The sequence below is a fragment of the Pseudomonas sp. IT-347P genome (assembly GCF_949768005.1).
GTDB lineage: Bacteria > Pseudomonadota > Gammaproteobacteria > Pseudomonadales > Pseudomonadaceae > Aquipseudomonas.
On record NZ_CATKPQ010000011.1, the window covers coordinates 704,646 to 726,059 of the forward strand.

Genomic DNA, 21,414 nt, shown 5'->3' on the forward strand with positions numbered 1-21,414 from the left:
TCACGAATTATTCAGGAGTACCACTTAATCTATTGATAAGTAACGTAAAATTACTTCGTATGGTTTTCTGTGTTTTTGGACAGGCCCAATGCCATCGCCCAACAGGAAAATTCACATCAAGCAATAGTCGTCGTATGACTCCTTGATCGGTTATTGGCATGCCTGCAAGATGACAGGCAGATTTTCACGGCCCATGTACCTGTCGAGGATGCTCAACAGATGTCGTCTCAGCACCGCATTCCTACCTATGTCATGCAGCAGCGCAGCGAATTGACCGACTTCTATATCCGCGACAAAAAGGGCCGACGCGCCGAGACCAGTCCTCATCGGCACGAGTATTTCCAGATTCAGATCAACCTCGGCGGCGACACCGTGCAGCACATCGGCAACGTCGAGCGGGCATTTCCGCGCAACACCCTGGCCTTTATCCTGCCGCACCGGGTGCACGTGATCCCACATCCAGCGGACAGCAATTTCATGGTGATCAATTTTTCCCAGACCTTCCTGTTGCCGCATTTGCAGTGCGACCCGATGGACCTGGAAGAAGTGTCGATTCTGCTCGCGCCGGAATTGTCGCCATTCCGTTTTCAGGAACATCTGGATTTCATTCTCGGCGATGAAGATTTCAACCAGGTCTGCGCCTTGATCGAGCAGATGCGCAGGCTGGACGAGAATCGTCAGTTTGGTACGCGCGAGATGCTCAAGGGTTTGTTGCTGCAACTGATCGGCAGCGTCTGTTTCCTGTACGCCGAACCACTCAAGCGTCTGGCCGAAGAGAATGCCGCCGAGGTCAGCCGCCGCGATGCCCTGGGCCGCATGTTCGAGTACTTGCGCAAGAACATCGCCGACCCCGATCTCAACCTGATCAAGGTGGCGGCCGCCACGTACCTGTCACCGACCTATCTGACGCACTGGTTGCGCAAGGAGATCGGCAAGACCTTCACCGAACTGGTGCTCGAACGCAGGATGCACGCGGCGCGCAATTTCCTGCTCAACAGCACGCGCTCGGTGGGCGAGGTGGCGCGATTGTGCGGCTTCGCTGACGAGGCGTATTTCTCTCGACGCTTTCGGCAGATTCACGGCCAGCCACCAGGACAATTCCGCCGCCGACAGCTCAATCCGGATACGCCGCAAACACCCTTGAATACCTGAGCTGACGTCGCGGCAGACAGCGCATGGCGCAGCGCTGAGCCGATGGCGCCGGAGCCTTGAAGGATCGCGCAAAAAAACTATGATACGAGGCTGGCACGCAGGAATTTTCCTGTGAGTACACCCCTTCGTTTTTGTGAGAGTGATTGCGTGGAGCCTTTTGCGGACAACTTGCCCGGGTCACTCACCACCCAATTCGTGTTCGGCCCGTTCTGTGTCGTTCCCGCGAAAAGACAGCTGGAGAAAAATGGCCGGCCTGTCGAGATTGGCGGACGGGCCCTGGATCTGTTGATCGCGCTGCTGGAACAACCGGGGCGGGTGATTGCCAAGAACGAACTGATCAAGCAAGTCTGGCCCGACAGCATCGTTGAGGAGGGCAGTCTGCGTTTTCACATGACCGGATTGCGGCGGATACTGGGCGATGGCGACGAGCATGCGCGCTATATCGCCACCCAGGTAGGGGTGGGTTATGCGTTCGTGGCGGCGCTGGAAAAGAAACAGGTCAGGTTTCAATCCGCGTCGGTGGCGATGGCGCCTGCCGACAGCAGGGCTGACGAACCACGGTGCAGCCTGCCGGCGCGTGCGAAGCTGATCGGACGCGAAAGCGACCTGCAATTGGTCGTCGAGCATATGCTACAGCCCAAGCTGTTCACCCTCGTCGGCCCCGGCGGCGTGGGCAAGACCAGTCTGGCCATCGAGGTCGCGCACCGCACCGCCGCACAAGGCTACCAGACGGTGCGCTTCGTCGACCTGGCTCAGGTGGAAGACCCTGCGCTGGTGCTGTCGGCGCTGGCCAGGTCGCTGGAGATCCCGGTTCAGGCCGAAGATTCGCTGTTTGTACTGCTCGCGCACCTGCGTACGCAGCGGCTGTTGCTGGTCATCGACAATTGCGAGCATGTGATCGACGCAGTGTCCGCGATGGTTGAGGAAATCAGTGAGGCGGCGCCCAATGTCGGCGTTCTGGCCACCAGCCGCGAACCGTTGCGGGCCCGTGGCGAATACGTTCACTGGCTCAACCCGCTGGCATTTCCCCGTGAACCGCAGCGTCTGCAAATCGCTGAGCTTCTGGAGTTTGCCGCGATCAGGTTGTTTATCGAACGCGCGTCATCGGGTAACGCGGCATGGCTGCCCGACGCCGCTGATGCGCAGCTGATTGCCGACATGTGCTTGCGTCTGGAAGGCATGGCGTTGCCGATCGAGCTGGCGGCGATGCGCGTCGCCAGCCATGGCCTGAAATCGACTCACGCATTGCTCGGCGAGCGTTTCTCGCTGGGCTGGTCGGGACGAAGAACGGCGTTACCACGGCATCAGACTTTGCGCGCGATGCTCGATTGGAGCTATGAACTGCTGTCACCGCTGGAACGGCTGGCCCTGGAACGTTTTTCGGTGTTTGTCGGGCCGTTTTCCCAGGAAGCGGTTTCGCAGGTCATTGCCGATGAGCAGATCGACGCGGCCGTCGCAGCGGCAATGCTTGACGAGTTGGTGTGCAAGGGCCTGGTCGCCATCGATCACAGCGACTCGACGTGGACCTACCGCCTGCTGGAAATGACCCGTGCTTATACCCGTGAAAAGCTGATGGTTCGAGGCGATGCCGAGTGCAACGCGCTGGCGTTCCGGCATGCGGCCTTTTATATGGATCTGCTGGGGCATCTAGGCACATCGCCCAATGAAATTTTTCTGCGGTCGGCGCGTCTTGCCAGTCAGTTGGGCAACGTGCGAAGTGCGCTGGAATGGAGTTTCGGCCCTGAGGGGGACCCGGGGTTGGCGCTGCCTCTGGCCGCAGCAAGCGCTGCATTGTTTTTGCATTTTTCGTTGCTGGTGGAGTGCCGCACCTGGTGCTCGCGGGCCGCGGAATTACTTGAGCTAGGGTATTTCGGCACGTCGACTGAAATGGAATTGCAGGCGGCACTTGGTCTGGTGCTGATGTTCACCCGTGGCAACAGCGCGTCCGCAGAAAAAGCCTTGCTCAGGGCGCTCGACATCGCGACTGCCGCAGGGGACTACTGGTCACAGCTGAGATTGCTCGGGCGGCTGCAGATCTTCTACGAACGTATTGGCGATTTCGCCTCATCGCTGATGTGGGCGGAACGCGCCGGTGAAGTCGGTGTTGTGCTGAACAGGCCCGAAGCCAGTGCCATTGCCTCTTCACTTCTCGGCATTTCCCATCATCTGCTGGGCAACCAGCCGCTGGCCCGCCAGCAGTTGGAACGTTCATTGCGCGACAGCTTGCCGTCAAAACGCAGCGGCACGATTTACTACGGTTTCGACCACCGTAATCGTACGGGCCTGGCATTGGCTCGCACGCTCTGGCTGCAGGGGTTTGCGGATCAGGCACGAGACTGGGCGCAGCAGATAGAGAGAGAAGCCTTGGCACTCCAGCATTCGGTCACGTATTGCATCGCGATGGTGTGGATTCTGTGCATTTACATCTGGACGGGCGATTTGCACAAAGCGCTGGCCAGCCTTGAACAGTTCAGCGTAACCGCTGAATCCAATGCGCTGGCGCCATATATCGCTGCGGCGCACGGCTTCCGCGCAATGATCGCCATACGCGCCGAACAACCGGGTAACGCGGTCGCCGTGCTCGAAGAGAGTCTGACGCGCCTGCACGGCATGCGTTACGAGCTGCTCACTACGTCATTCGAAATTGCCCTGGCAGAAGGCTTGATGCTCAACGGGCAACACATAAAGGCCATGGAGGTCGTGAACGGCACAATCCGCCACTGCCGTGCCAGCGGTGACGCCTTCGCCCTGCCGGAGTTGTTGCGGATCAGGGCCGGCACCCTCAAGGCCAGTGATGAGAAGGACATTCGTGCGGCGACGGTCAGCCTCGAAGAGTCACTCGCCCTGAGCCGAGCGCAGGGCGCGTGGGCCTGGGAAGTACGCACATCAATGGATCTGGCCCGATTGTCGCTTGAGCACGGGGATCGCGAGCGGGCAATAACGTTGCTCGGAAACTGCCGCGAGGGGTTATCGGAAGGTTTCGACACGCTTGATGTGCGCCGACTGCAAGCGCTTTGGCACAGTGTTCAGGAAAGCTCATGACTCGCGTGTGACCCCGTCAGTCCGGGTCCGTGATCAAGGCAGCCATTTTCACCAGCTCCGCCAGTGAGCGCGCTTTCATCTTGCGCATGACTTTGCCGCGATGCGCCTTGACGGTGATCTCGCTGATATTGAGATCAGCGGCGATCAGCTTGTTCAGGCGCCCCCTGACCACCGACGCCATAATCTCTTGCTCGCGCGGCGTCAGGGTTCGGTAGGTCTGTCGCAGCGAATCCAGCTGTTGCTCCTCTGCAAGGGCGGCACGACTGCCCTGCAGCGCCTCGGTCATGGCTTCGAGCAACACCTCATCGTTGAACGGCTTGGTCAGAAACTCCACTGCGCCGGCCTTCAGTGCTCTCACGGTCAACGGAATATCACCGTAACCCGTGATGAAAATGATGGGCAGGGTGTGCCGGGCGGTGGCAATAGAGCGCTGCAAGTCCAGGCCGTTGAGATCCGGCAGGTTGATGTCCAGCACCAGGCAACTGGGGGCGTGTGGCCGTGGCTCGTCGAGAAAAGCCTGCGCCGACTCGAACAGTCGTGGCTGCCAGCCGGCGAAGCGGATCAGCAGTTCCAGCGACTCGCGCACGGAAATGTCGTCGTCCACGACGAATACGACAGGCATGACATCGTTCATCAGTGATGCTCCGTTTTCCGCAACCAGGACGTTGGGCATGTTCAACTGTTCAGCTCCTTGCGTCTTCGGTGTCCGGGTGATCGAGCGGCAGTGCCGTACTCAACGCCTTGATCAGCGCTGTTTCGCTGAACGGCTTGAGCAGACATTCCACCGCGCCACAGTGTTTCAGTTGCGCTTGCTCGCGGTCATCGCCGTGGGCGGTGATGAAGATGACCGGCGTGGCGTGACCACGAAGTCGCAATGCCCTGAGCAGATCCGGCCCCGACATTCCCGGCATGGCCACGTCCAGAATCAGGCAGTCGGTGCTGTTGATGTAAGCAGAGCAGAGGTATTCCTGTGCCGAGGCGAACGCCTGGACGGCGAATCCGAATTCTCTGATCAGGTCCGGCAACGCTTCGCGTACTGACTCGTCGTCGTCGACGACCGATACGAGTAGGGGAGTGTCCATCAGTTGCTCTCCATGGCCTGGCGGTCATTCGCCGTTGCAGGGAAGGCCGGTTGTTCGATGGCGTCCTCGTTGAGGTGCGGAATGGAAAACCGGAACGTGGTCCCTGGTCCGTCGTTGGCGCAGGCCCACAGCTTGCCGTCGTGACGTTCAATAATGGATCGGCTGATCGACAAGCCAATACCCATGCCGGCACTTTTGGTGGTGTAGAACGCGTTGAAAATGCGTTCGAGGTCCTGTGGGTCGACGCCGTTTCCGCTGTCGGTGACGGCCAACATGACGCTTTGCCCATCAGTCACAGCGGTGCTGACCTGCATGTTTCGTGCGCGGCCAGTGAGGGTGTTCATGGCTTCCGCGGCATTCATGATCAAGTTGAAAATCACCTGTTGCAGCTGTACCCGGTCCCCCCTGACTTTCGGTAACGGTTCGGCAAATTGCGGGTGCAGAGCGACACCGTTGCGCTGCAATTCCCCCAGCAACATGGCGATCACCTCCCGCGCCGCTTCGTTAAGGTCGACATCCTCAAGGGTGATGTCTTTTTTCGAGAACAACGCGCGCAACCGGTTGATCACATCGGCGGCGCGATTGCCGTCGCGGATCGTGCGTCGTGCCGTCTCCAGGGCGCCCGTCACATTGGGCGGATCGGCCCCGAGCATGCGCAAGCAGGTACTGGCATTGGTGATGATTCCGGCCAGCGGCTGGTTGACCTCATGGGCAATCGAAGCGGTGACTGCACCCAGGCTTGCCACCCGGGCCAGGTGCGTCAGCTCGGCGCGCGCTTTGTGCAGAACTTCTTCGGCGAGCCGCCGCGCCGTGATGTCCTGCAGTGCCGCGATGTATTCGAGGCCTTTTTCCGGGTGCCTGATCGAGTGCGCCACCAGACGTACGTGTTTCACCGCTCCTTCCGGCATCAACAGCCGGTACTCGTGTTCGAAGTCACCGCCCTTGCGGCGTTGGCGACGGATCATTTCCCGATGGCTCGACAGGTCATCCGGATGCATGCGGCGGTAAATCGCATCGAATCCTGGCGGCGTGCCCGGATCCAGCTCAAGGATGCGCAAGACCTCATCGGACCAGGTCATTTCGTCCGTGTTGACGCACCATGAAAATGTACCTGTGGCGCTCAAGCGCTGGGCCTTGGCCAGAAACGCCTCGCTTTGCTTCAACGCGGCTTCGGCGCGCACACGATCGATGGCGATGCTGGCCAGATGCGTGAATTGTGCGATGAGCGCCTGTTGATCGGCACCGAGCGCTTTGCTCTCCCGATGCAGGACCGTCAGGACACCGGTGAGCGTGCCGCTGTTGGAGGCGATCGGGATCGACCAGGTGCCGCTGAAGCCTTGGGACAAAGCCAGCGAGCACCAGCCCGGCCAACGTGTTTCCCGCGAGAGGTCGTTGGCAATGATCGACGTATTGAACGCGGCGGCCGAGACGATGGGGCAACGCTCAGGATTGAGCGGTTTGTCGTTCGCTGCCGGGATCAATTCGCTCGGCATGTTGCCAGTCGCACCCGCATGCAAACGCAGCGACGCTTGTGCTGCAGCGTCTGAGCGTGTGTGGTCGACCAGCACCACGCTGGCCACGCAACGATCAAGAAAAACCTCTACCAACCCGCAAAGCGTTTGCAGGATCACCGGCAGGGAGGAACCTCCCGCCATCAGGCCGAGCAGGCGTTTTTCGCCGTCCAGTAATATTTCTGCGCGTTTGCGGTCTTCGATGTCGGTGTTCTCGCCGTACCAGCGCAGTAGCCGGCCAGCCTCATCGCGCTGTGGCACGGCCCTGATCAGGAACCAGCGATAAGCACCGTCAAAACGCCGCAGACGAGCTTCGTATTCACCGGCGCAGCCCGAACGCAGAAGCCCGCGCCAGTAGGTCTCAAGGCTGGCCTGATCGTCAGGATGGATCGAGGCGGTCCAGCCGTCACCGCAGGCCTGGCTGAGGGTCATGCCGGTGTAATCGCACCAGCGTTGATTGACGAAGCCGACGCAGCCTTCTGGCGAGGCGCTCCAGACAAATCCGGGGACGGCATCAATAATATTGCGCAGACGATCTTCCGACGCAGTGACCTCGGCGAGGGTTTCGGCGATCAGCGCCTTGTCGCGCCGACGTTCTTCGATATCGACCTGTAAGACGCACCAGCGGGTGATTGTGCCTTCAGTGTCCCTGATCGGAAGACCGCGCACATGGAACCAGCGATAGACGCCATCGGCGCGACGGATGCGATGCTCGCAGCCATAGGGTTCACCGGTCGCCACCGAATGCGTCCAGGCCGCGATCACCGATGGCAGGTCATCCGGGTGAACGGTGTCGCTGGCGGCCCAGTGCTTGAGCACCTCAAGGGGGCTGCCAATGTAATCGACGATCTGGCGGTTGACCTGTTCCAGTTCGCCGCAGGGCGTCATGAACGCGACCATTGCCGGGATGCTGTCGATGATCGAACTGACGTCCAGGGCCTTACCTGAATCAGCACTGTGCGGTGACTCGACAGCGCTGCCCATCACACACCATTTGCTTTGGCCGTGCGGGTGATCATCCATGGCAGAGAATCGCCAAGCGAACTGGCAGTAGCTGCCATCGGCGCGCAGCAGGCGAGCATAACTTTGCGTGGGTGAGCCCTGATCCGGATTGCCTTGCAAGCGTTCAAGCAACCCCGAACGGTCGTCAGGGTGAACGGCCGACAGCCACGCGTCTGCCAGGGCTTCGCGTCCGGTGCAGGCGTGCCATTGCTGATTGACATAATCGACGCAACCATCGGCCCGTGCGGTGAAAACCACACCCGGCAGCGCATCCAGAATGCGCTTGAGGTCATTCGCCATACCGATTCTCATTGTGCTGTCGCCAGTGAACCAAGATGCGCCTTCGCGCCGCGCTCGCCCATCATACTTTGGTGTCGGTCAGGGCGAATATCCCCCTGATTGACCCCCGCCAATCAATGCATTTGCTGTTGGACAAACGATTCGTTCGCACCGTTGTAAGCCAATGTATCCAGCGCGCGCCCGGTTACATCAGCATGCAAACGCCGGTGTTTTCGAAACCGCCCGGATACACGCCGCCGCCAGCATGGACTCCGGTTTCAACGTCACTCGACGATTGAATGACTTTGATGTGACGCACGCGTCCTGGCTCAGGGCAGTCCGTCCACTCAGCAGGTTAGATCATCATGAAAGCAGTGCTAATGCAGGCTTTTGGCGGCCCCGACGTCATGACGGTGCAAGACATTCACCTGGCAGCGCCCGGGCCCGGTCAAGCCTTGATCCGGGTCATGGCCGCCGGTATCAATTTTATGGACACCGGCGCACGCCGCGGTCTGGGGGCGGCCTGGTCGTTGCCAATGACACCGGGCGTGGAGGGCGCCGGGGTGGTCATGGCGATCGGCCCCGACGTGGAGACGGTCCAGCCGGGCGATCGGGTTGCGTGGCACTACGTTCCCGGCAGTTACGCCGAACAAGTCATTGCACCGGTCAACCAATTGGTGCCGCTGCCCGACGGCATCGACTTCGACACCGCCGCCAGCCTGATGATGCAAGGCCTGACGGCGAGCAACCTGGTGGACATGGTTCATGCCATCAAACCCGGTGACGTCGCGTTGGTCCATGCCGCGGCGGGTGGGGTGGGGCTGCTGCTGACGCAGATGATCAAACTGCGTGGCGGCAAGGTCATCGGTCGCGTTTCGCAAGCCGACAAGGTCGACACGGTTTTGGCCGCAGGCGCCGATTATGTGGTGATCGGACGCGCCAGCCATATTGCCAGCCAGGTGCTGCGTCTGACCGGGGGCCAACTTGTGAATGTGGTGTATGACGGCACGGGGGCGGAAGGTTTCAGCGAATCACTGAGCCTGCTGGATTACTTCGGCACGCTGGCGCTCTACGGGCCGTTCATGAATCCGATCGACCCGATCGATGTTTTTTCCCTGCCGCGCAGTATCAAGCTGACGTACCCCTCGGTGATGCATTACGTGCGTACCCGAGAGGCGTTGCTGGCGCATTCCCGGCAACTGTTCGCCTGGGCAGGTTCAGGCAAGTTGAAAACGCTGATCGGCAAGCGTTATGCGCTTGAAGACGTGGTCCAGGCTCATCGCGATATCGAGTCTCGAAACACCAGCGGCAAGCTGATTATCCAGCCTTGGCAGGCGTGAAACGTCCGCACATCCAATCACTCAAGCACGCAGGTGTCGTCATGAACTGGTAACCCTCAATGTCATTTCAATGTATGCGGCAGGCAGACGAATGCTTGCCTTCACCGCGACCCGCAGCGCCGTCAGGGCGTCGCTGTGCAAGCCAATGACGGGGCATGTGGCCCGGTAATCGTCGCGCAATTCGGGTGGGAAATTCTGCTGGGGCCGTCTGGCCGTCATACCAAGGTATCGACCGACACCATCGTGTAATCGCGCCCGCAACCTACGAGTGATTTGATCGGTTGGCATCAGTCCTGCGCCGCAGACGACAGAGCCTGGACTGGCGCCAAGACAGGCCATCTTTTGAAAGGAGCTTCATCATGCTTGCGCTATCGTCTTTTTCCATCGGCCGCCAACACCTGGCGACGTCCATCAGTGCAGGCATGCTGGGGCTCGCCTTGCTGACTGTCGGCAGCGGCGTGTGGGCTGCCGACGCGGCGCCCGAACAGCCTTCTGCCACGGTCACGGCGGTGCAGTCGCAGGCGATCCGGCCCTATCGCATTCATGTCGATGAGGCGCAATTGGCCGACCTGCGCAAGCGAATCATGGACACCCGCTGGCCTGACAAGGAAACGGTCAACGACGGTTCACAAGGCGTGCAGCTGGCTCAAGTGCAGGCGCTGGTGAAGTATTGGGGCAACGGTTATGACTGGCGCAAAGCGGAGGCGAAACTCAATGCCTTGCCAGAGTTCGTGACCACGATCGATGGCGTTGATATTCAGTTTATCCACGTTCGCTCCTCTAACCCCAACGCCATGCCGCTGATCCTGACCCATGGCTGGCCGGGTTCGCAGTTCGAGTTTCTCAAGACCATCGGCCCGTTGACCGACCCGAGCGCTTATGGCGGCCGCGCCGAAGATGCCTTCGATGTGGTGATTCCGTCGATTCCCGGCCATGGCTTTTCCGGCAAGCCGACCGGGACTGGCTGGGGACCTGATCGGGTGGCGAAAGCGTGGGACGTGCTGATGAAGCGCCTGGGTTACAGCCATTACGTGTCGCAGGGCGGCGACCATGGGTCGGTGATTTCCGACGCGCTCGGGCGTCTGTCACCACCGGGGTTGCTCGGTATTCATTTGAACATGCCGGCCACGGTGCCACCGGAACTGGTCAAACCGATCAACAGCGGCGATCCGGCACCGGCCGGGCTGACCGCGCCGGAGCAAACTGCCTACAACGCGCTCAGCACGTTTTTCGGCCGCAATGCTGCGTACGGCGCCATGATGGTGACGCGGCCACAGACCATTGGCTACCTGCTGGCCGACTCCCCGGCGGGCACGGCAGCCTGGATGTATGAAAAATTTGCCGCATGGACGGACAGTGACGGTCATCCCGAGCGTGTCCTGAGCCGCGATGAAATGCTCGATGACATCAGTCTGTACTGGCTGACCGACAGCGGTGCGTCGTCGTCCCGATTCTATTGGGAGAACAACAACAATAATTTCAGCGCCGCCGCGCAAAAGACCGCCGACATCAAGGTGCCCGTGGCAATCACCGTGTTCCCGCATGAAATCTACCGTGCCCCGAAAGTGTGGGCGCAGCGTGCCTATCCGTCGCTCTCGTATTTCAGTGAAGTCAGCAAGGGTGGCCACTTCGCGGCGTGGGAACAGCCGCAACTGTTCAGTGAGGAATTGCGCGCGGCATTCCGTCCGCTGCGCACGGCTGCAAGCACCACCGCCACCCGATAAAACGCTTCGCACTTACGGCCGCGCCGCTAACGGACGGCTCTCAATGGAGACTCACCATGAACAAGATCGTGTTGAACCGCTTCACGAACCTCGGCCATCGGCGCCTGCTCGCTCGATCCATTCTGGCCATCGCCTTGCTGCAAGTCGGTGTACTGAGTATGCCGTTCTCCTCTGTCAACGCCGCAGAAGTGCCGGCCGGCAAAATTAGCGCCATTACGCCCGGCAGCCACGTTTCATTTGGGCCTCTGAAGCACGTCAAGGCCGGACTGCTGGATGTTGCCTATGCCGAACTCGGTCCCGCCGACGGCCCCGTGGTCATCCTGCTGCACGGCTGGCCCTACGATATTCACAGTTACAGCGACGTTGCCCCGGCGCTGGCGCAGCAGGGTTATCGGGTGTTGGTGCCGTATGCCCGTGGCTATGGCGATACACGGTTTCTTTCGGCCAAGACCGTACGCAATGGTCAACCCGCCGCGCTGGCCAGTGACCTGATCGACTTCATGGATGCGCTGCACATCAAGCAAGCCGTCCTCGGCGGCTATGACTGGGGCGCCCGCACGGCCGATATCGTCGCTGCGCTGTGGCCGGAGCGGGTCAAAGCGCTGGTCGCGGTGAGCGGTTACCTGATCGGCAGTCAGGATGCCGGCAAGGCCCCGCTGCCGCCCGCCGCCGAACTGCAATGGTGGTATCAGTTTTACTTTGCGACAGAGCGTGGTCGTCAGGGCTATGAAAAGAACACCCACGACTTCGCCAAGCTGATCTGGAAACTGGCCTCGCCGCAGTGGAATTTCGATGACGCCACCTACGACCGCAGCGCCGCTGCGTTGCAGAATCCGGATCATGTCGCGGTGTCGATCTTCAACTACCGCTGGCGCCTGGGCCTGATCAAAGGCGAGGCCAAATACGATGGACTGGAGAAAAAACTCGCGGCGTTTCCATCCATCACCGTACCCACCATCACCCTGGAAGGTGATGCCAACGGCGCGCCCCATCCACCGGCCGAAGCGTACGCCAAGCGCTTTACCGGCAAGTACGAGTACCGGTTGATCAATGGCGGTATCGGCCACAATCTGCCGCAGGAAGCGCCGCAAGCCTTCGCTCAGGCGGTAATGGATGCCGATCATCTCTAAGCGCAGGAGACAACGATGAAACTCAGCTATCTGGCTGCCATTGCGGGTGTCGCGCTGATTGCCAGCGGAGCTGCCCTGAGCGATACCGGCGACCTCAACGCTTCACCGATCTACGGCGTGAAACTGCCGGACAACTATCGGCAATGGCCGCTGATTGCGCCGGCGCAGGAAGCAGCGCCACTGGACGAGTTGCGTGCGGTGCTGGGCAATGACGTGGCCGTCAAGGCGTATCAACAGGCAACCCTGCCGTTTCCGGATGGCACGGTGCTGGTCAAGCTTGCCTGGAAACACGTGCAGTCACCGGAGTTCGAACCGGCGTCCATCCCCGGTGCTGCCACCACGGTGCAAGTGATGGTCAAGGACTCGCAAAAATATGCCGCCACCGGTGGCTGGGGCTTTGGCCGCTTTATCAATGGCAAGCCTGCCGACGAGGCCCAACACCAGACTTGCTTTGCCTGTCATCAGGCACGCGTGCGCAATCACGATTACGTCTTCACCCGATTTGCCCCCTGATCCTTCAACCCTGGAGTCCGCACATGAAAAAAGTATTCAGCGCATTGGCCATGGCCATCAGTCTCGGCCTCGGTGCCCAAGCGTGGGCGCAAACTGAAAAACCCACGGTCGTGCTGGTGCACGGCGCCTTTGCCGACGCCTCGAGCTGGAACGGCGTCGTGAAAATCCTTGAGAAGGATGGTTACCCGGTGGTCGCCGCCGCCAACCCGTTGCGCGGCGTCAAGAGCGACGGTGCAGCGATCTCGGCATTGCTGACGAGCATTCATACACCTGTGGTGCTGGTGGGCCATTCCTACGGCGGTAACGTCATCACCGATGCTGCCAACGATCACAGCAACGTCAAGGCGCTGGTGTACGTCAGTGCCTTTGCGCCTGAGAGCGGGGAAACCGTCGCCGAGCTGGCCGGAAAATTCCCCGGCAGTACGCTCGGCCCGACGCTGGCGGCCCCCGTGCCGCTGGCCGAGGGGGGCAAGGATTTGTACATACAGCAGGACAAGTTTCACGATCAGTTCGCCGCCGACGTGCCCGCCGCCGATGCTGCCTTGATGGCCGCCACTCAGCGTCCGGTGACAGAAGCGGCGCTCAACGAGCCGTCGGGCAGTCCTGCGTGGAAGCATATTCCGTCCTGGTACATCTACGGCGACAAGGACAAGAACATCCCGCCGCAGGCCATGGCGTTCATGGCCAAACGCGCCGCCTCGAAAGCCGTGGAGGTGGTCAAGGGCGCCTCGCATGTGGTGATGGTGTCCCATCCGGGGGCGGTGGCCCACCTGATCGAACAGGCCGCTGTGGTGAAGTGATGAATCCATGAGAAAGCGCTGCCAGTGCGCAGCGCTTTGAATTTCCCGTGATGTTCCGCAAGGAACCTTTCCAAAGAGAGAACGCAGATGCTTTTACATCTATCGACCTGGACTGAAATCGAGCAATTCCTGCAACGCAGCCGTACGGTGGTCATTCCGATCGGTTCCAACGAGCAACACGGTCCGACCGGCCTGCTCGGAACCGATTGGATGTGCCCGCAAATCATCGCGCATGAGGCGCAGAAAAGCGCCGATCTCCTGATCGCGCCGACGTTCAATATTGGCATGGCGCAGCATCATCTCGGGTTCCCCGGGACGATCTCGCTGCGCCCTTCAACGTTCATCGCGGCCATCAGTGACTGGACACGCTCATTGGCCGCGCATGGCTTTGAAAAAATCTTCTTCCTCAACGGCCATGGCGGCAACATCGCGTCGATCGAAGCGGCGTTCTCGGAGCTGTATGCCGAAGCAAGTTTTGCCCGTCGTCCGGCCGGATTCGCCCTGAAACTGTGTAATTGGTGGGACCTGGAGGGCGTCAACGAGCTGGCCCGCGACCAATTCCCCACAGGCCACGGCATCCATGCCACGCCTTCTGAAATAGCCGTGACCCAGTGGGCTTATCCGGACGCGATCAAGTCGGCTGACTATTCACCACAGATTGCCAATTGGGGCCCGATTCGCGAGGCCGCTGACTTCCGCGCACGGCATCCCGATGGCCGCATGGGCTCGGACCCCGCACAAGCGTCCCCGGAAAAAGGCCGGCAACTGGTGATGATGGCTGCTCAGGGCCTGATCCACGAGGTGAACGCCTTCAGCCGTGAAGCGATGCCGGGCTGAACCCGGACTTCAGCGTCTTGCGCAGCAACGCCCGGTTATTCCGGGCGTTGCTCTTTCACCGGACACCACCAATCAATCAGGTACGCCACGATGTGGAAGATCAATCACAGCTACATTGATGGAGCGTTCGTTCCCGTTCAGGGACAAGAAACAATGGAGTGTTTGAACCCGGCCACCGAGGCGGTGATCGGCACGGCCACGCTGGCCGGACGCGAAGACGCCAGACGGGCGATTGCAGCGGCGCAGCGTGCCCAGCACAGCATGAACCTCACCTCCAAAGCCGAGCGCATCGACATGCTCAAGCGCTTGCAGGCCGCCGTGCTGGCCAGTACGGATGAGATTCGCGATACCGCGATCGAAGAATACGGCGCGCCGTTCGCGCGGGCCCAGTGGGTCAGTCGCTATGCGTCGCAGTCGTTCGCCAACGCGGCGCAAACCCTGGAAAGCTACGAGCTGGTTCGCCACTTCGGCGACGCGCGCGTGGTGATGGCGCCGGTGGGAGTGGCAGCGCTGATTGCGCCCTGGAACAGCACGGCCGGTACGATCTGCAGCAAACTGGCATCGGCCATTGCCGCCGGTTGTGCGTCGGTGATCAAACCGAGCGAGTTGAGTCCCTTGCAGACTGACGTCCTCGCCCGCGCGTTGCACCGCGCCGAATTGCCTAAAGGGGTGTTCAATATTCTCCTGGGACGCGGTGCTGATGTCGGTGACGAAATCAGCCGCAGTGCCGATGTCGCGAAAATTTCCTTCACCGGATCCACTGCAACCGGCAAGCTCATTGCCCGGTCGGCGGTAGAGACCATGAAGCGCGTCAGTCTGTCGCTGACTGGCAAATCGGCCTCGATCATCCTCGACGATGCCGACTTCGACACCGCGATTGCGCTGGCCGTCAACGCGGCCTTCATGAACAACGGTCAGGCCTGTGTCGCCGGCACGCGGCTGCTGGTGCCACGCAACCTGGAGAGGGACATCATCGAACGGGTAACAGCCCAGGTCGCGACGATGACCGTCGGGCAGCCGCAGGATCCGGCCACGGTTATCGGGCCACTGGTCAATCAGGCGCAATTCGATCGCGTGCAGGGCTTCATTCGCCGCGGGCTGGAGCAAGGTGCGAGGCTGGTTGCCGGCGGGGAGGGCAGACCCGCCGGTCTGAACAAGGGTTATTACGTCAGGCCGACCGTGTTTGCCCATGTGAGCAATGACATGGACATTGCGCGCGAGGAAATTTTCGGCCCGGTGCTGTCAATCATTGCCTATGACTCCGACGAGCAGGCGATCGAAATTGCCAACGCCAGTGTGTACGGCTTGCAGGCTTACGTGTTCAGCCAGCAACCGGAGCGCGCCCGACGTCTGGCCGCGAGGCTGGAGGTCGGCTCGGTGTTGATCAACCGCATTGCCCCCGAGTTGCTGGCGCCGTTTGGCGGGCTCAAGCAGTCGGGGGTCGGGCGAGAGTTCGGGGTCTTTGGCCTGGAATCGTACCTGGAGCCGAAAAGTATTGTGATGGACTAGTCGCCCGGTTGCCGAAGCTGATCGACCGATCGGCTTCGGCTGAGGGACGGCTTGTGCTCCCTGTGTGCATCGACAAGCACAGACAGGGCTGTCAGAGAGGAAAGCTGTGCTCAGCCGAGCGTAATGCTGACATCGATGTTGTCGCGTGTGGCCTTGGAGTAGGGGCAGTTCTGATGGGCCAATTCGATGAGCTGCAGCGCCGTTTCCGCTTCGATGTCAGGCAAGGACACGACCAGTCGCACCTGTAGAAAGAAACCCTGCTCGCCATGGGCCAGGTCCACTTGGGCATCGACGCACGCCTTGTCGGGAAAGCTGATTTTGCGTGCATTGCAGGCGTGGCGCAGCGACCCGAGAAAACAGGCCGACCAACAAACGGCGAACAATTGCTCAGGGTTGGTGCCGGTTCCGGGCGCGCCCGGCGGAGAAAGCTTCAGGTCGAGCCGTCCATCAAGGCTGAGAGCATGTCCTTCACGACCACCGGCGGTGTAGGTGTGCGCGGTATACAACGTTCTTTCGATATTGATCATGCGTACTTCCTGGCCTGGATAACACGGTATCGGCTTATCGATTCAGCGGGTATGTGGCACCCGATCAGAAGCGCGACGGGTCATGCTGGTACGGAGGTCGACTGCCGCTTCGTTCTCGTGGCATTGCCGGTTGCCGAGCAGCGTGGAGCGTGCGATGTCGATAATCCAGGCTCGAAAAGGCTGGTTCGGATCATAGCGTTCCTGGTCGAGGTAAAGCGTCTTGAAGGCCTGCTGAACCAGGCCAGACGTTTGGTCCCGGCTGATCCGGCCGGCCTGCGCCTGCCCCTCATAAAACGCTATGAGCAACGGCGTCACAGTGGCGAACAACCGTTGCGATTGAATGCGGTCACGTCTGACCACGCCTGCCATCAAGGCATGCAGTTGCTCATTGGCGAGCCGGTCATCCGCGCTCAGGCAGCTCACACAATAATCTTCGACCATGATCGAATCCCTCGGCGTCATTTGTTCGACTGTTCAGCCAACCGCTGGGCACAAGCGTGTACGCAAGCGTGAAGGGGTGGAGTTCAAGCCTGACGTGCCAGGGGATGAGCCGCCAGTTATGTGCTGTTAGCGCTTGTTAGATTGTCCTGCTGGAGTGGACGGTGAAACGCTTTTCAACCGATTTATCCCTTTTCGATGCGTCGGTAATCTGTACCCAACTTGAACGCAACAACAACTTTCCAACATTGAAAAGGGACGCACACCATGACCACTCCAACCTACAACCGCCTCAACAAAGACGACGCTATCGTGCTGCTGGTCGACCACCAGACCGGTCTGATTTCTCTGGTGCAGGATTTCTCGCCAAACGAGTTCAAGAACAACGTGCTCGCCCTGGCCGATCTGGCCAAGTTCTTCGAACTGCCGACCATCCTCACCACCAGTTTCGAACAAGGCCCGAACGGCCCGCTGGTGCCGGAGTTGAAAGAGATGTTCCCGGATGCGCCGTACATCGCCCGTCCAGGCCAGATCAACGCCTGGGACAACGAAGATTTCGTTAAGGCAATCAAGGCTACCGGCCGCAAGCAGATCATCATTGCCGGTGTGGTCACGGATGTCTGCGTCGCGTTCCCGACCTTGTCGGCGCTGGCGGAAGGCTTTGATGTGTTTGTGGTGACCGACGCTTCCGGCACTTTCAACACCACCGTGCAACAAGCCGCGTGGAGCCGCATGACCCAGGCCGGCGCGCAGATGATGAACTGGTTCTCGGTGGCCTGTGAGCTGCACCGCGACTGGCGCAACGACATTGAAGGGCTGGGCAACCTGCTGTCGCAGCGCATCCCCAACTACCGCAACCTGATGAACAGCTACACGGCGCTGACTGCTCAGCAGAAGTAAGCTGACGCGACTTAAACGAAAGCCTGCCCTGAAAAGCAGGCTTTCTGCGCTGTCCTGTCGCAGCAGCTACAAGGTCAGCGTTTCTAAACGGTCGACGGTACACCCTCCTTTTCGCCACCACGGCCTTTGAATGCCAGTGCGAAACACAGCAGAACCGCCACCGAGAATCCCGCCGGGAACAGCCAGATGCTTGTCCAGTCGTGGCCGTTCGCCGAGGTGAAGTGGTCGGTGATCTGACCCGCCACCCAGAATCCGATCAGCATGCCCACACCATAAGTCGCCAGGGTGATCAGGCCCTGAGCCGAGCTGCGAAAGCGCTCGGGCGCTTTGGCATCGGTGTAGATCTGCCCGCAGACAAAGAAAAAGTCATAACACACACCGTGCAAAGCGATCCCCATCAGCAGCATGAACGCCTGGTCACCATTGTTGCCGTAGGCGAACAACACATAGCGCAAGGCCCAGGCGAGCATTCCGACCAGTAACGCAATCTTGATACCGAAACGCTGGATGAACAGCGGTAACAGAAGCATGAACAGCACTTCGGAGACCTGCCCGAGGGCCATCTTCGCGGTGGGGTTGGTGACACCGATTTCGGCCAGAAACGGATTGGCATTCTGGTAATAAAACGCCAGCGGAATGCAGATCAGGATGGACGCGAGAAAGAACACCAGATAGCTGCGATCCTTGAGCAAGCCCAACGCGTCCACCCCCAGCATCTGTTTGATGCCCGGCGAAGCGGCCGTGGATTTCAGCGGTGCAGTGTCCGGCAGGCTGAAACTGTAGAGGCCCAACAGCAGCGAGGCCACGGCCGACATCAGAAACGTGTTGCGCAAACCGCCGGCAACGATCGCCTGTTGAGCGTCCCAGGCAAAGCCGAAACTGATGACGATGCCGGCGGCGATCCAGCCGATGGTGCCCCACACGCGGATGCGGGAAAACTCCCGGGCCGGGTCTTTGATCTGTCGGAAGGCTACGGCGTTGACCAGCGCCAGTGTGGGCATGTAGACCATCATGTAGGCCAGCACATAGGGATAAAACGCGCTGAAATCAGTTGCCCGATAGAGCTGATAGAGCAGCACCGCGCCCAGCAAGTGCAACACTGCCAAAATGCGTTCGGCATTGAAAAAACGATCGGCAATCAGGCCAATCACAAAAGGCGCAACGATCGCACCCCACGATTGTGTGGAGAACGCCATTCCCACCTGGCCGCCGCTTGCCGCCAGCGTCGTGGTGAGGTAAGTGCCGAGGGTGACGAACCAGCCGCCCCAGATAAAAAACTGCAAAAACATCATCACGCTGAGTCGCGCATTCATTACGTTCATTTCAATCACCGTATTATTTTTATGTCGGTAACAGCGTGGTCATCAAAGCTCGCCCAGGCCCAGCAAACGCCGGTTGGATTGCTCATCGGCGTTCACACTGGCGAAATCGTCGAATGCCTTGCGGGTTCGGGTAATCATGTGACGTTCGATGAACGCCGCCCCTTCGGCAGCGCCTTGCGCAGCGTCTTTCAGACAGCATTCCCATTCCAGCACGGCCCAACCGTTGAAATCGTATTGAGTCAACTTGCTGAAGATCGCCTTGAAGTCGATCTGGCCATCGCCCAGTGAACGGAAGCGGCCCGGACGATCAACCCAACTCTGATAGCCGCCGTAAACGCCGGACCGAGCGTCGGCGTGAAACTCCGCATCTTTGACGTGAAACATGCGGATCCGCGCGTGGTAGCGATCGATGAAGCCCAGATAATCCATTTGCTGCAGCAACAGATGGCTCGGGTCGTACAGAATCGCCGCGCGCGGATGGTGATTCACCGCTTCGAGAAATTGTTCAAATGAAGCGCCATCGTGCAAATCTTCGCCGGGGTGGATCTCGTAGCAGAGGTCGACACCGGCCTCATCGAAGCACTCGAGAATCGGCAACCAGCGTTTTGCCAATTCGGCAAAGCCCTGTTCGACCAGCCCGGCCGGACGTTGTGGCCACGGGTAGACGTACGGCCAGAGCAGGGCACCGGAAAAGGTCGCGTGGGCGGTTAAGCCCAAGCGCTGACTGGCACGTGCCGCCAGTTTCAACTGGTTGATGGCCCACTCGGTACGTGCTTGCGGCTGGCCACGCAGCGCTGCCGGGGCGAAGTCGTCGAAGAGGGCGTCGAACGCCGGATGCACCGCGACCAGTTGGCCTTGCAGGTGCGTCGACAACTCGCTGATCACCACGCCGGCGTTGGCACATACGGCGATGAGCTCGTCGCAGTAATCCTGACTCTGCGCAGCACGTTCAAGGTCGATGAAGCGCGTGCCGAGTGTCGGTAACTGAATGGCTTTGTAACCTTGAGACGCCGCCCATTGCGCGATATTGGCCAAGGTATCGAAGGGCGCTTCGTCGGCGATGAATTGGGCGAGAAAAATGCCCGGGCCGCGCATCCCGGTCGGAGGCTGTTGATCAATGCTCATTGGCGGTTGCTCCATTGACTAGGTCAGGGATGGCGGTCCATTTGGCTTCGCCGCGATGATTGGCGATGGCGGTCTCGATAAAGGCCATACCGCGTAGCCCGATGGCGATGCCGGGAACACCGGGTGCGTCAGGGCCATCCGCACCGTTGAAAATGGCCTGCGCAAGGTCGCCGTAGAGATTGGCCATGGCCTCCAGGTAGCCTTCCGGATGGCCGGCAGGCAAGCGCATGCGCCGGGTCGCGGCTTCGCACAGCCAGGGTTGACCAAGACCCGAACGCAGCACGCGCATCGGTGCATCCAGGGAGCGATGGATCAGACTGGCCGGCTCTTCCTGACGCCATTCCAGCCCACCCTTGTCGCCATACAGACGAATCTTCAGCGGGTTTTCTTCGCCGGCGCACACTTGGCTGGCGATTAAAACGCCGCTGGCGCCGTCGGCCATTTTGAACAGCATCGAAGCGTCGTCATCCAGTTGGCGACCGCTCAAATGTGAGCCGAGCATCGCGCTGATGGATTGAATGGGTTGGCCAGCGACGAACTCTGCGAGGGAAAACGCGTGTGTGCCGATGTCACCGATGCAGCCACCGATGCCGGATTGTTCAGGATTGTCGCGCCAGCCCGCCTGTTTGTTGCCCTGGCCAGCAAGATCGCTGCTTAGCCAGCCCTGGGGGTATTCGACAAGGACTTTGCGCAGACGCCCAATGACACCGCTGGCGACCATCTCGCGTGCCTGCCAGACCATCGCATACCCCAGATAGGTGTGCGCCAGGGCGTAGATTCGCTGGCTGTTGTTGACCACCCGCGCCAGGTCCTGCACTTGCGCCAGATTGAGCGCAGCAGGCTTTTCACTGAACACATGGAAACCCGCACTCAATGCTGCACTGGCGATAGGGGCGTGCAGGTGATTGGGGGTGACGATCACCAGCAGTTCCATGCGCTGATCGGCCGGCAGTGCGTGTTCGGCGGCGAGCATGTCTTGCCAGGCGTCATAGCAGCGTTGCGCAGGCAAGCCCAAGGCCTCGCCACTGCGTCGATTGTTGTGAACGTCGCGGCTGAACGCACCACAGACCAGTTCGAAGCGTCCATCGAGGCCGGCGGCTTGCCGGTGTGCCTGGGCGATGAAGGCGCCTTCACCGCCGCCGACGAAGCCCATTCTTATTTTTCGACTTTCAGCAATCATG

Annotated in this window: 18 protein-coding genes; 10 read left to right on the plus strand and 8 right to left on the minus strand. The window is 60.2% G+C overall.

Annotated elements, in window-relative coordinates:
- The first annotated feature begins 219 nt into the window (after nt 1–219).
- On the plus strand, nt 220–1,152 hold the full coding sequence (locus ACM6IV_RS07055; protein ID WP_414869313.1) for a helix-turn-helix transcriptional regulator: 933 nt from the start codon (nt 220–222) through the stop codon (nt 1,150–1,152).
- Between the two features lie 147 nt (nt 1,153–1,299).
- A complete protein-coding gene (locus ACM6IV_RS07060) occupies nt 1,300–4,194 on the plus strand; it encodes an ATP-binding protein (RefSeq protein ID WP_414869314.1) in 2,895 nt (964 codons plus the stop codon).
- A gap of 16 nt (nt 4,195–4,210) precedes the next feature.
- Here ACM6IV_RS07060 and ACM6IV_RS07065 read toward each other — a convergent pair whose 3' ends face one another.
- The 3 genes from ACM6IV_RS07065 to ACM6IV_RS07075 are packed head-to-tail and all read right to left on the minus strand — an operon-like array spanning nt 4,211 to nt 8,089.
- Nucleotides 4,211–4,828, minus strand: a complete 618-nt coding sequence (locus ACM6IV_RS07065) for a response regulator transcription factor (RefSeq protein WP_414869315.1) — start codon at nt 4,826–4,828, stop codon at nt 4,211–4,213.
- Nucleotides 4,829–4,877: 49 nt separating this feature from the next.
- Nucleotides 4,878–5,276, minus strand: coding sequence for a response regulator transcription factor (locus tag ACM6IV_RS07070; protein ID WP_414869316.1), 399 nt, complete (start codon nt 5,274–5,276; stop codon nt 4,878–4,880).
- The gene (locus ACM6IV_RS07075; RefSeq protein ID WP_414869317.1) at nt 5,276–8,089 is read right to left on the minus strand and encodes a PAS domain-containing protein; all 2,814 of its coding nucleotides are present in this window, start codon (nt 8,087–8,089) and stop codon (nt 5,276–5,278) included. The genes ACM6IV_RS07070 and ACM6IV_RS07075 overlap by 1 nt, the downstream gene beginning before the upstream one ends.
- 344 nt (nt 8,090–8,433) lie before the next feature.
- On the opposite strand from ACM6IV_RS07075, the gene ACM6IV_RS07080 reads away from it, so the two are divergent.
- From ACM6IV_RS07080 to ACM6IV_RS07110, 7 genes are all read left to right on the plus strand, one after another.
- Nucleotides 8,434–9,408, plus strand: a complete 975-nt coding sequence (locus ACM6IV_RS07080; protein WP_414869318.1) for a quinone oxidoreductase family protein — start codon at nt 8,434–8,436, stop codon at nt 9,406–9,408.
- A 359-nt stretch (nt 9,409–9,767) separates the two neighbouring features.
- On the plus strand, nt 9,768–11,132 hold the full coding sequence (locus ACM6IV_RS07085) for an epoxide hydrolase family protein (RefSeq protein ID WP_414869319.1): 1,365 nt from the start codon (nt 9,768–9,770) through the stop codon (nt 11,130–11,132).
- Nucleotides 11,133–11,188: 56 nt separating this feature from the next.
- A complete protein-coding gene (locus tag ACM6IV_RS07090) occupies nt 11,189–12,262 on the plus strand; it encodes an alpha/beta fold hydrolase (protein WP_414869320.1) in 1,074 nt (357 codons plus the stop codon).
- A 15-nt stretch (nt 12,263–12,277) separates the two neighbouring features.
- The gene (locus ACM6IV_RS07095) at nt 12,278–12,775 is read left to right on the plus strand and encodes a cytochrome P460 family protein (protein WP_414869321.1); all 498 of its coding nucleotides are present in this window, start codon (nt 12,278–12,280) and stop codon (nt 12,773–12,775) included.
- A 23-nt stretch (nt 12,776–12,798) separates the two neighbouring features.
- On the plus strand, nt 12,799–13,575 hold the full coding sequence (locus ACM6IV_RS07100; protein WP_414869322.1) for an alpha/beta fold hydrolase: 777 nt from the start codon (nt 12,799–12,801) through the stop codon (nt 13,573–13,575).
- A gap of 87 nt (nt 13,576–13,662) precedes the next feature.
- Nucleotides 13,663–14,412, plus strand: coding sequence for a creatininase family protein (locus tag ACM6IV_RS07105; RefSeq protein WP_414869323.1), 750 nt, complete (start codon nt 13,663–13,665; stop codon nt 14,410–14,412).
- A gap of 90 nt (nt 14,413–14,502) precedes the next feature.
- Nucleotides 14,503–15,921, plus strand: a complete 1,419-nt coding sequence (locus tag ACM6IV_RS07110; RefSeq protein ID WP_414869324.1) for an aldehyde dehydrogenase family protein — start codon at nt 14,503–14,505, stop codon at nt 15,919–15,921.
- A gap of 110 nt (nt 15,922–16,031) precedes the next feature.
- On the opposite strand, the gene ACM6IV_RS07115 is transcribed toward ACM6IV_RS07110, so the two are convergent.
- Both ACM6IV_RS07115 and ACM6IV_RS07120 read right to left on the minus strand, forming a co-directional pair.
- On the minus strand, nt 16,032–16,448 hold the full coding sequence (locus ACM6IV_RS07115) for an organic hydroperoxide resistance protein (RefSeq protein ID WP_414869325.1): 417 nt from the start codon (nt 16,446–16,448) through the stop codon (nt 16,032–16,034).
- Nucleotides 16,449–16,490: 42 nt separating this feature from the next.
- Nucleotides 16,491–16,889 (minus strand): hypothetical protein, encoded by a 399-nt coding sequence (locus ACM6IV_RS07120; protein WP_414869326.1) that lies wholly within the window; start codon nt 16,887–16,889, stop codon nt 16,491–16,493.
- A 264-nt stretch (nt 16,890–17,153) separates the two neighbouring features.
- On the opposite strand from ACM6IV_RS07120, the gene ycaC reads away from it, so the two are divergent.
- Nucleotides 17,154–17,786 (plus strand): isochorismate family cysteine hydrolase YcaC, encoded by a 633-nt coding sequence (gene ycaC, locus ACM6IV_RS07125; protein WP_160040662.1) that lies wholly within the window; start codon nt 17,154–17,156, stop codon nt 17,784–17,786.
- 83 nt (nt 17,787–17,869) lie between these two features.
- Here ycaC and ACM6IV_RS07130 read toward each other — a convergent pair whose 3' ends face one another.
- From ACM6IV_RS07130 to ACM6IV_RS07140, 3 genes are read right to left on the minus strand one after another with little or no spacing between them, the layout of a single operon-like run.
- Nucleotides 17,870–19,108, minus strand: a complete 1,239-nt coding sequence (locus tag ACM6IV_RS07130) for a nucleoside permease (protein ID WP_414869327.1) — start codon at nt 19,106–19,108, stop codon at nt 17,870–17,872.
- 42 nt (nt 19,109–19,150) lie between these two features.
- On the minus strand, nt 19,151–20,233 hold the full coding sequence (locus ACM6IV_RS07135; RefSeq protein ID WP_414869328.1) for a sugar phosphate isomerase/epimerase family protein: 1,083 nt from the start codon (nt 20,231–20,233) through the stop codon (nt 19,151–19,153).
- Nucleotides 20,223–21,413 carry a Gfo/Idh/MocA family protein gene (locus ACM6IV_RS07140; RefSeq protein ID WP_414869329.1) on the minus strand — a complete coding sequence of 397 codons (1,191 nt, stop codon included), beginning with the start codon at nt 21,411–21,413 and terminating at the stop codon, nt 20,223–20,225. Before ACM6IV_RS07140 ends, ACM6IV_RS07135 begins: the two co-directional genes overlap by 11 nt.
- Nucleotide 21,414: the final 1 nt, after the last annotated feature.

Coding starts and splice junctions, on each gene's coding strand:
- ACM6IV_RS07115 (WP_414869325.1), bottom strand. CDS start 16,448: ATGATCAATATCGAAAGAACGTTGTATACCGCGCACACCTACACCGCC.
- ACM6IV_RS07075 (WP_414869317.1), bottom strand. CDS start 8,089: ATGGCGAATGACCTCAAGCGCATTCTGGATGCGCTGCCGGGTGTGGTT.
- ycaC (WP_160040662.1), top strand. CDS start 17,154: ATGACCACTCCAACCTACAACCGCCTCAACAAAGACGACGCTATCGTG.
- ACM6IV_RS07140 (WP_414869329.1), bottom strand. CDS start 21,413: ATGATTGCTGAAAGTCGAAAAATAAGAATGGGCTTCGTCGGCGGCGGT.
- ACM6IV_RS07100 (WP_414869322.1), top strand. CDS start 12,799: ATGAAAAAAGTATTCAGCGCATTGGCCATGGCCATCAGTCTCGGCCTC.
- ACM6IV_RS07055 (WP_414869313.1), top strand. CDS start 220: ATGTCGTCTCAGCACCGCATTCCTACCTATGTCATGCAGCAGCGCAGC.
- ACM6IV_RS07130 (WP_414869327.1), bottom strand. CDS start 19,108: ATGAACGTAATGAATGCGCGACTCAGCGTGATGATGTTTTTGCAGTTT.
- ACM6IV_RS07080 (WP_414869318.1), top strand. CDS start 8,434: ATGAAAGCAGTGCTAATGCAGGCTTTTGGCGGCCCCGACGTCATGACG.
- ACM6IV_RS07065 (WP_414869315.1), bottom strand. CDS start 4,828: ATGAACGATGTCATGCCTGTCGTATTCGTCGTGGACGACGACATTTCC.
- ACM6IV_RS07090 (WP_414869320.1), top strand. CDS start 11,189: ATGAACAAGATCGTGTTGAACCGCTTCACGAACCTCGGCCATCGGCGC.
- ACM6IV_RS07070 (WP_414869316.1), bottom strand. CDS start 5,276: ATGGACACTCCCCTACTCGTATCGGTCGTCGACGACGACGAGTCAGTA.
- ACM6IV_RS07095 (WP_414869321.1), top strand. CDS start 12,278: ATGAAACTCAGCTATCTGGCTGCCATTGCGGGTGTCGCGCTGATTGCC.
- ACM6IV_RS07120 (WP_414869326.1), bottom strand. CDS start 16,889: ATGGTCGAAGATTATTGTGTGAGCTGCCTGAGCGCGGATGACCGGCTC.
- ACM6IV_RS07085 (WP_414869319.1), top strand. CDS start 9,768: ATGCTTGCGCTATCGTCTTTTTCCATCGGCCGCCAACACCTGGCGACG.
- ACM6IV_RS07110 (WP_414869324.1), top strand. CDS start 14,503: ATGTGGAAGATCAATCACAGCTACATTGATGGAGCGTTCGTTCCCGTT.
- ACM6IV_RS07135 (WP_414869328.1), bottom strand. CDS start 20,233: ATGAGCATTGATCAACAGCCTCCGACCGGGATGCGCGGCCCGGGCATT.
- ACM6IV_RS07105 (WP_414869323.1), top strand. CDS start 13,663: ATGCTTTTACATCTATCGACCTGGACTGAAATCGAGCAATTCCTGCAA.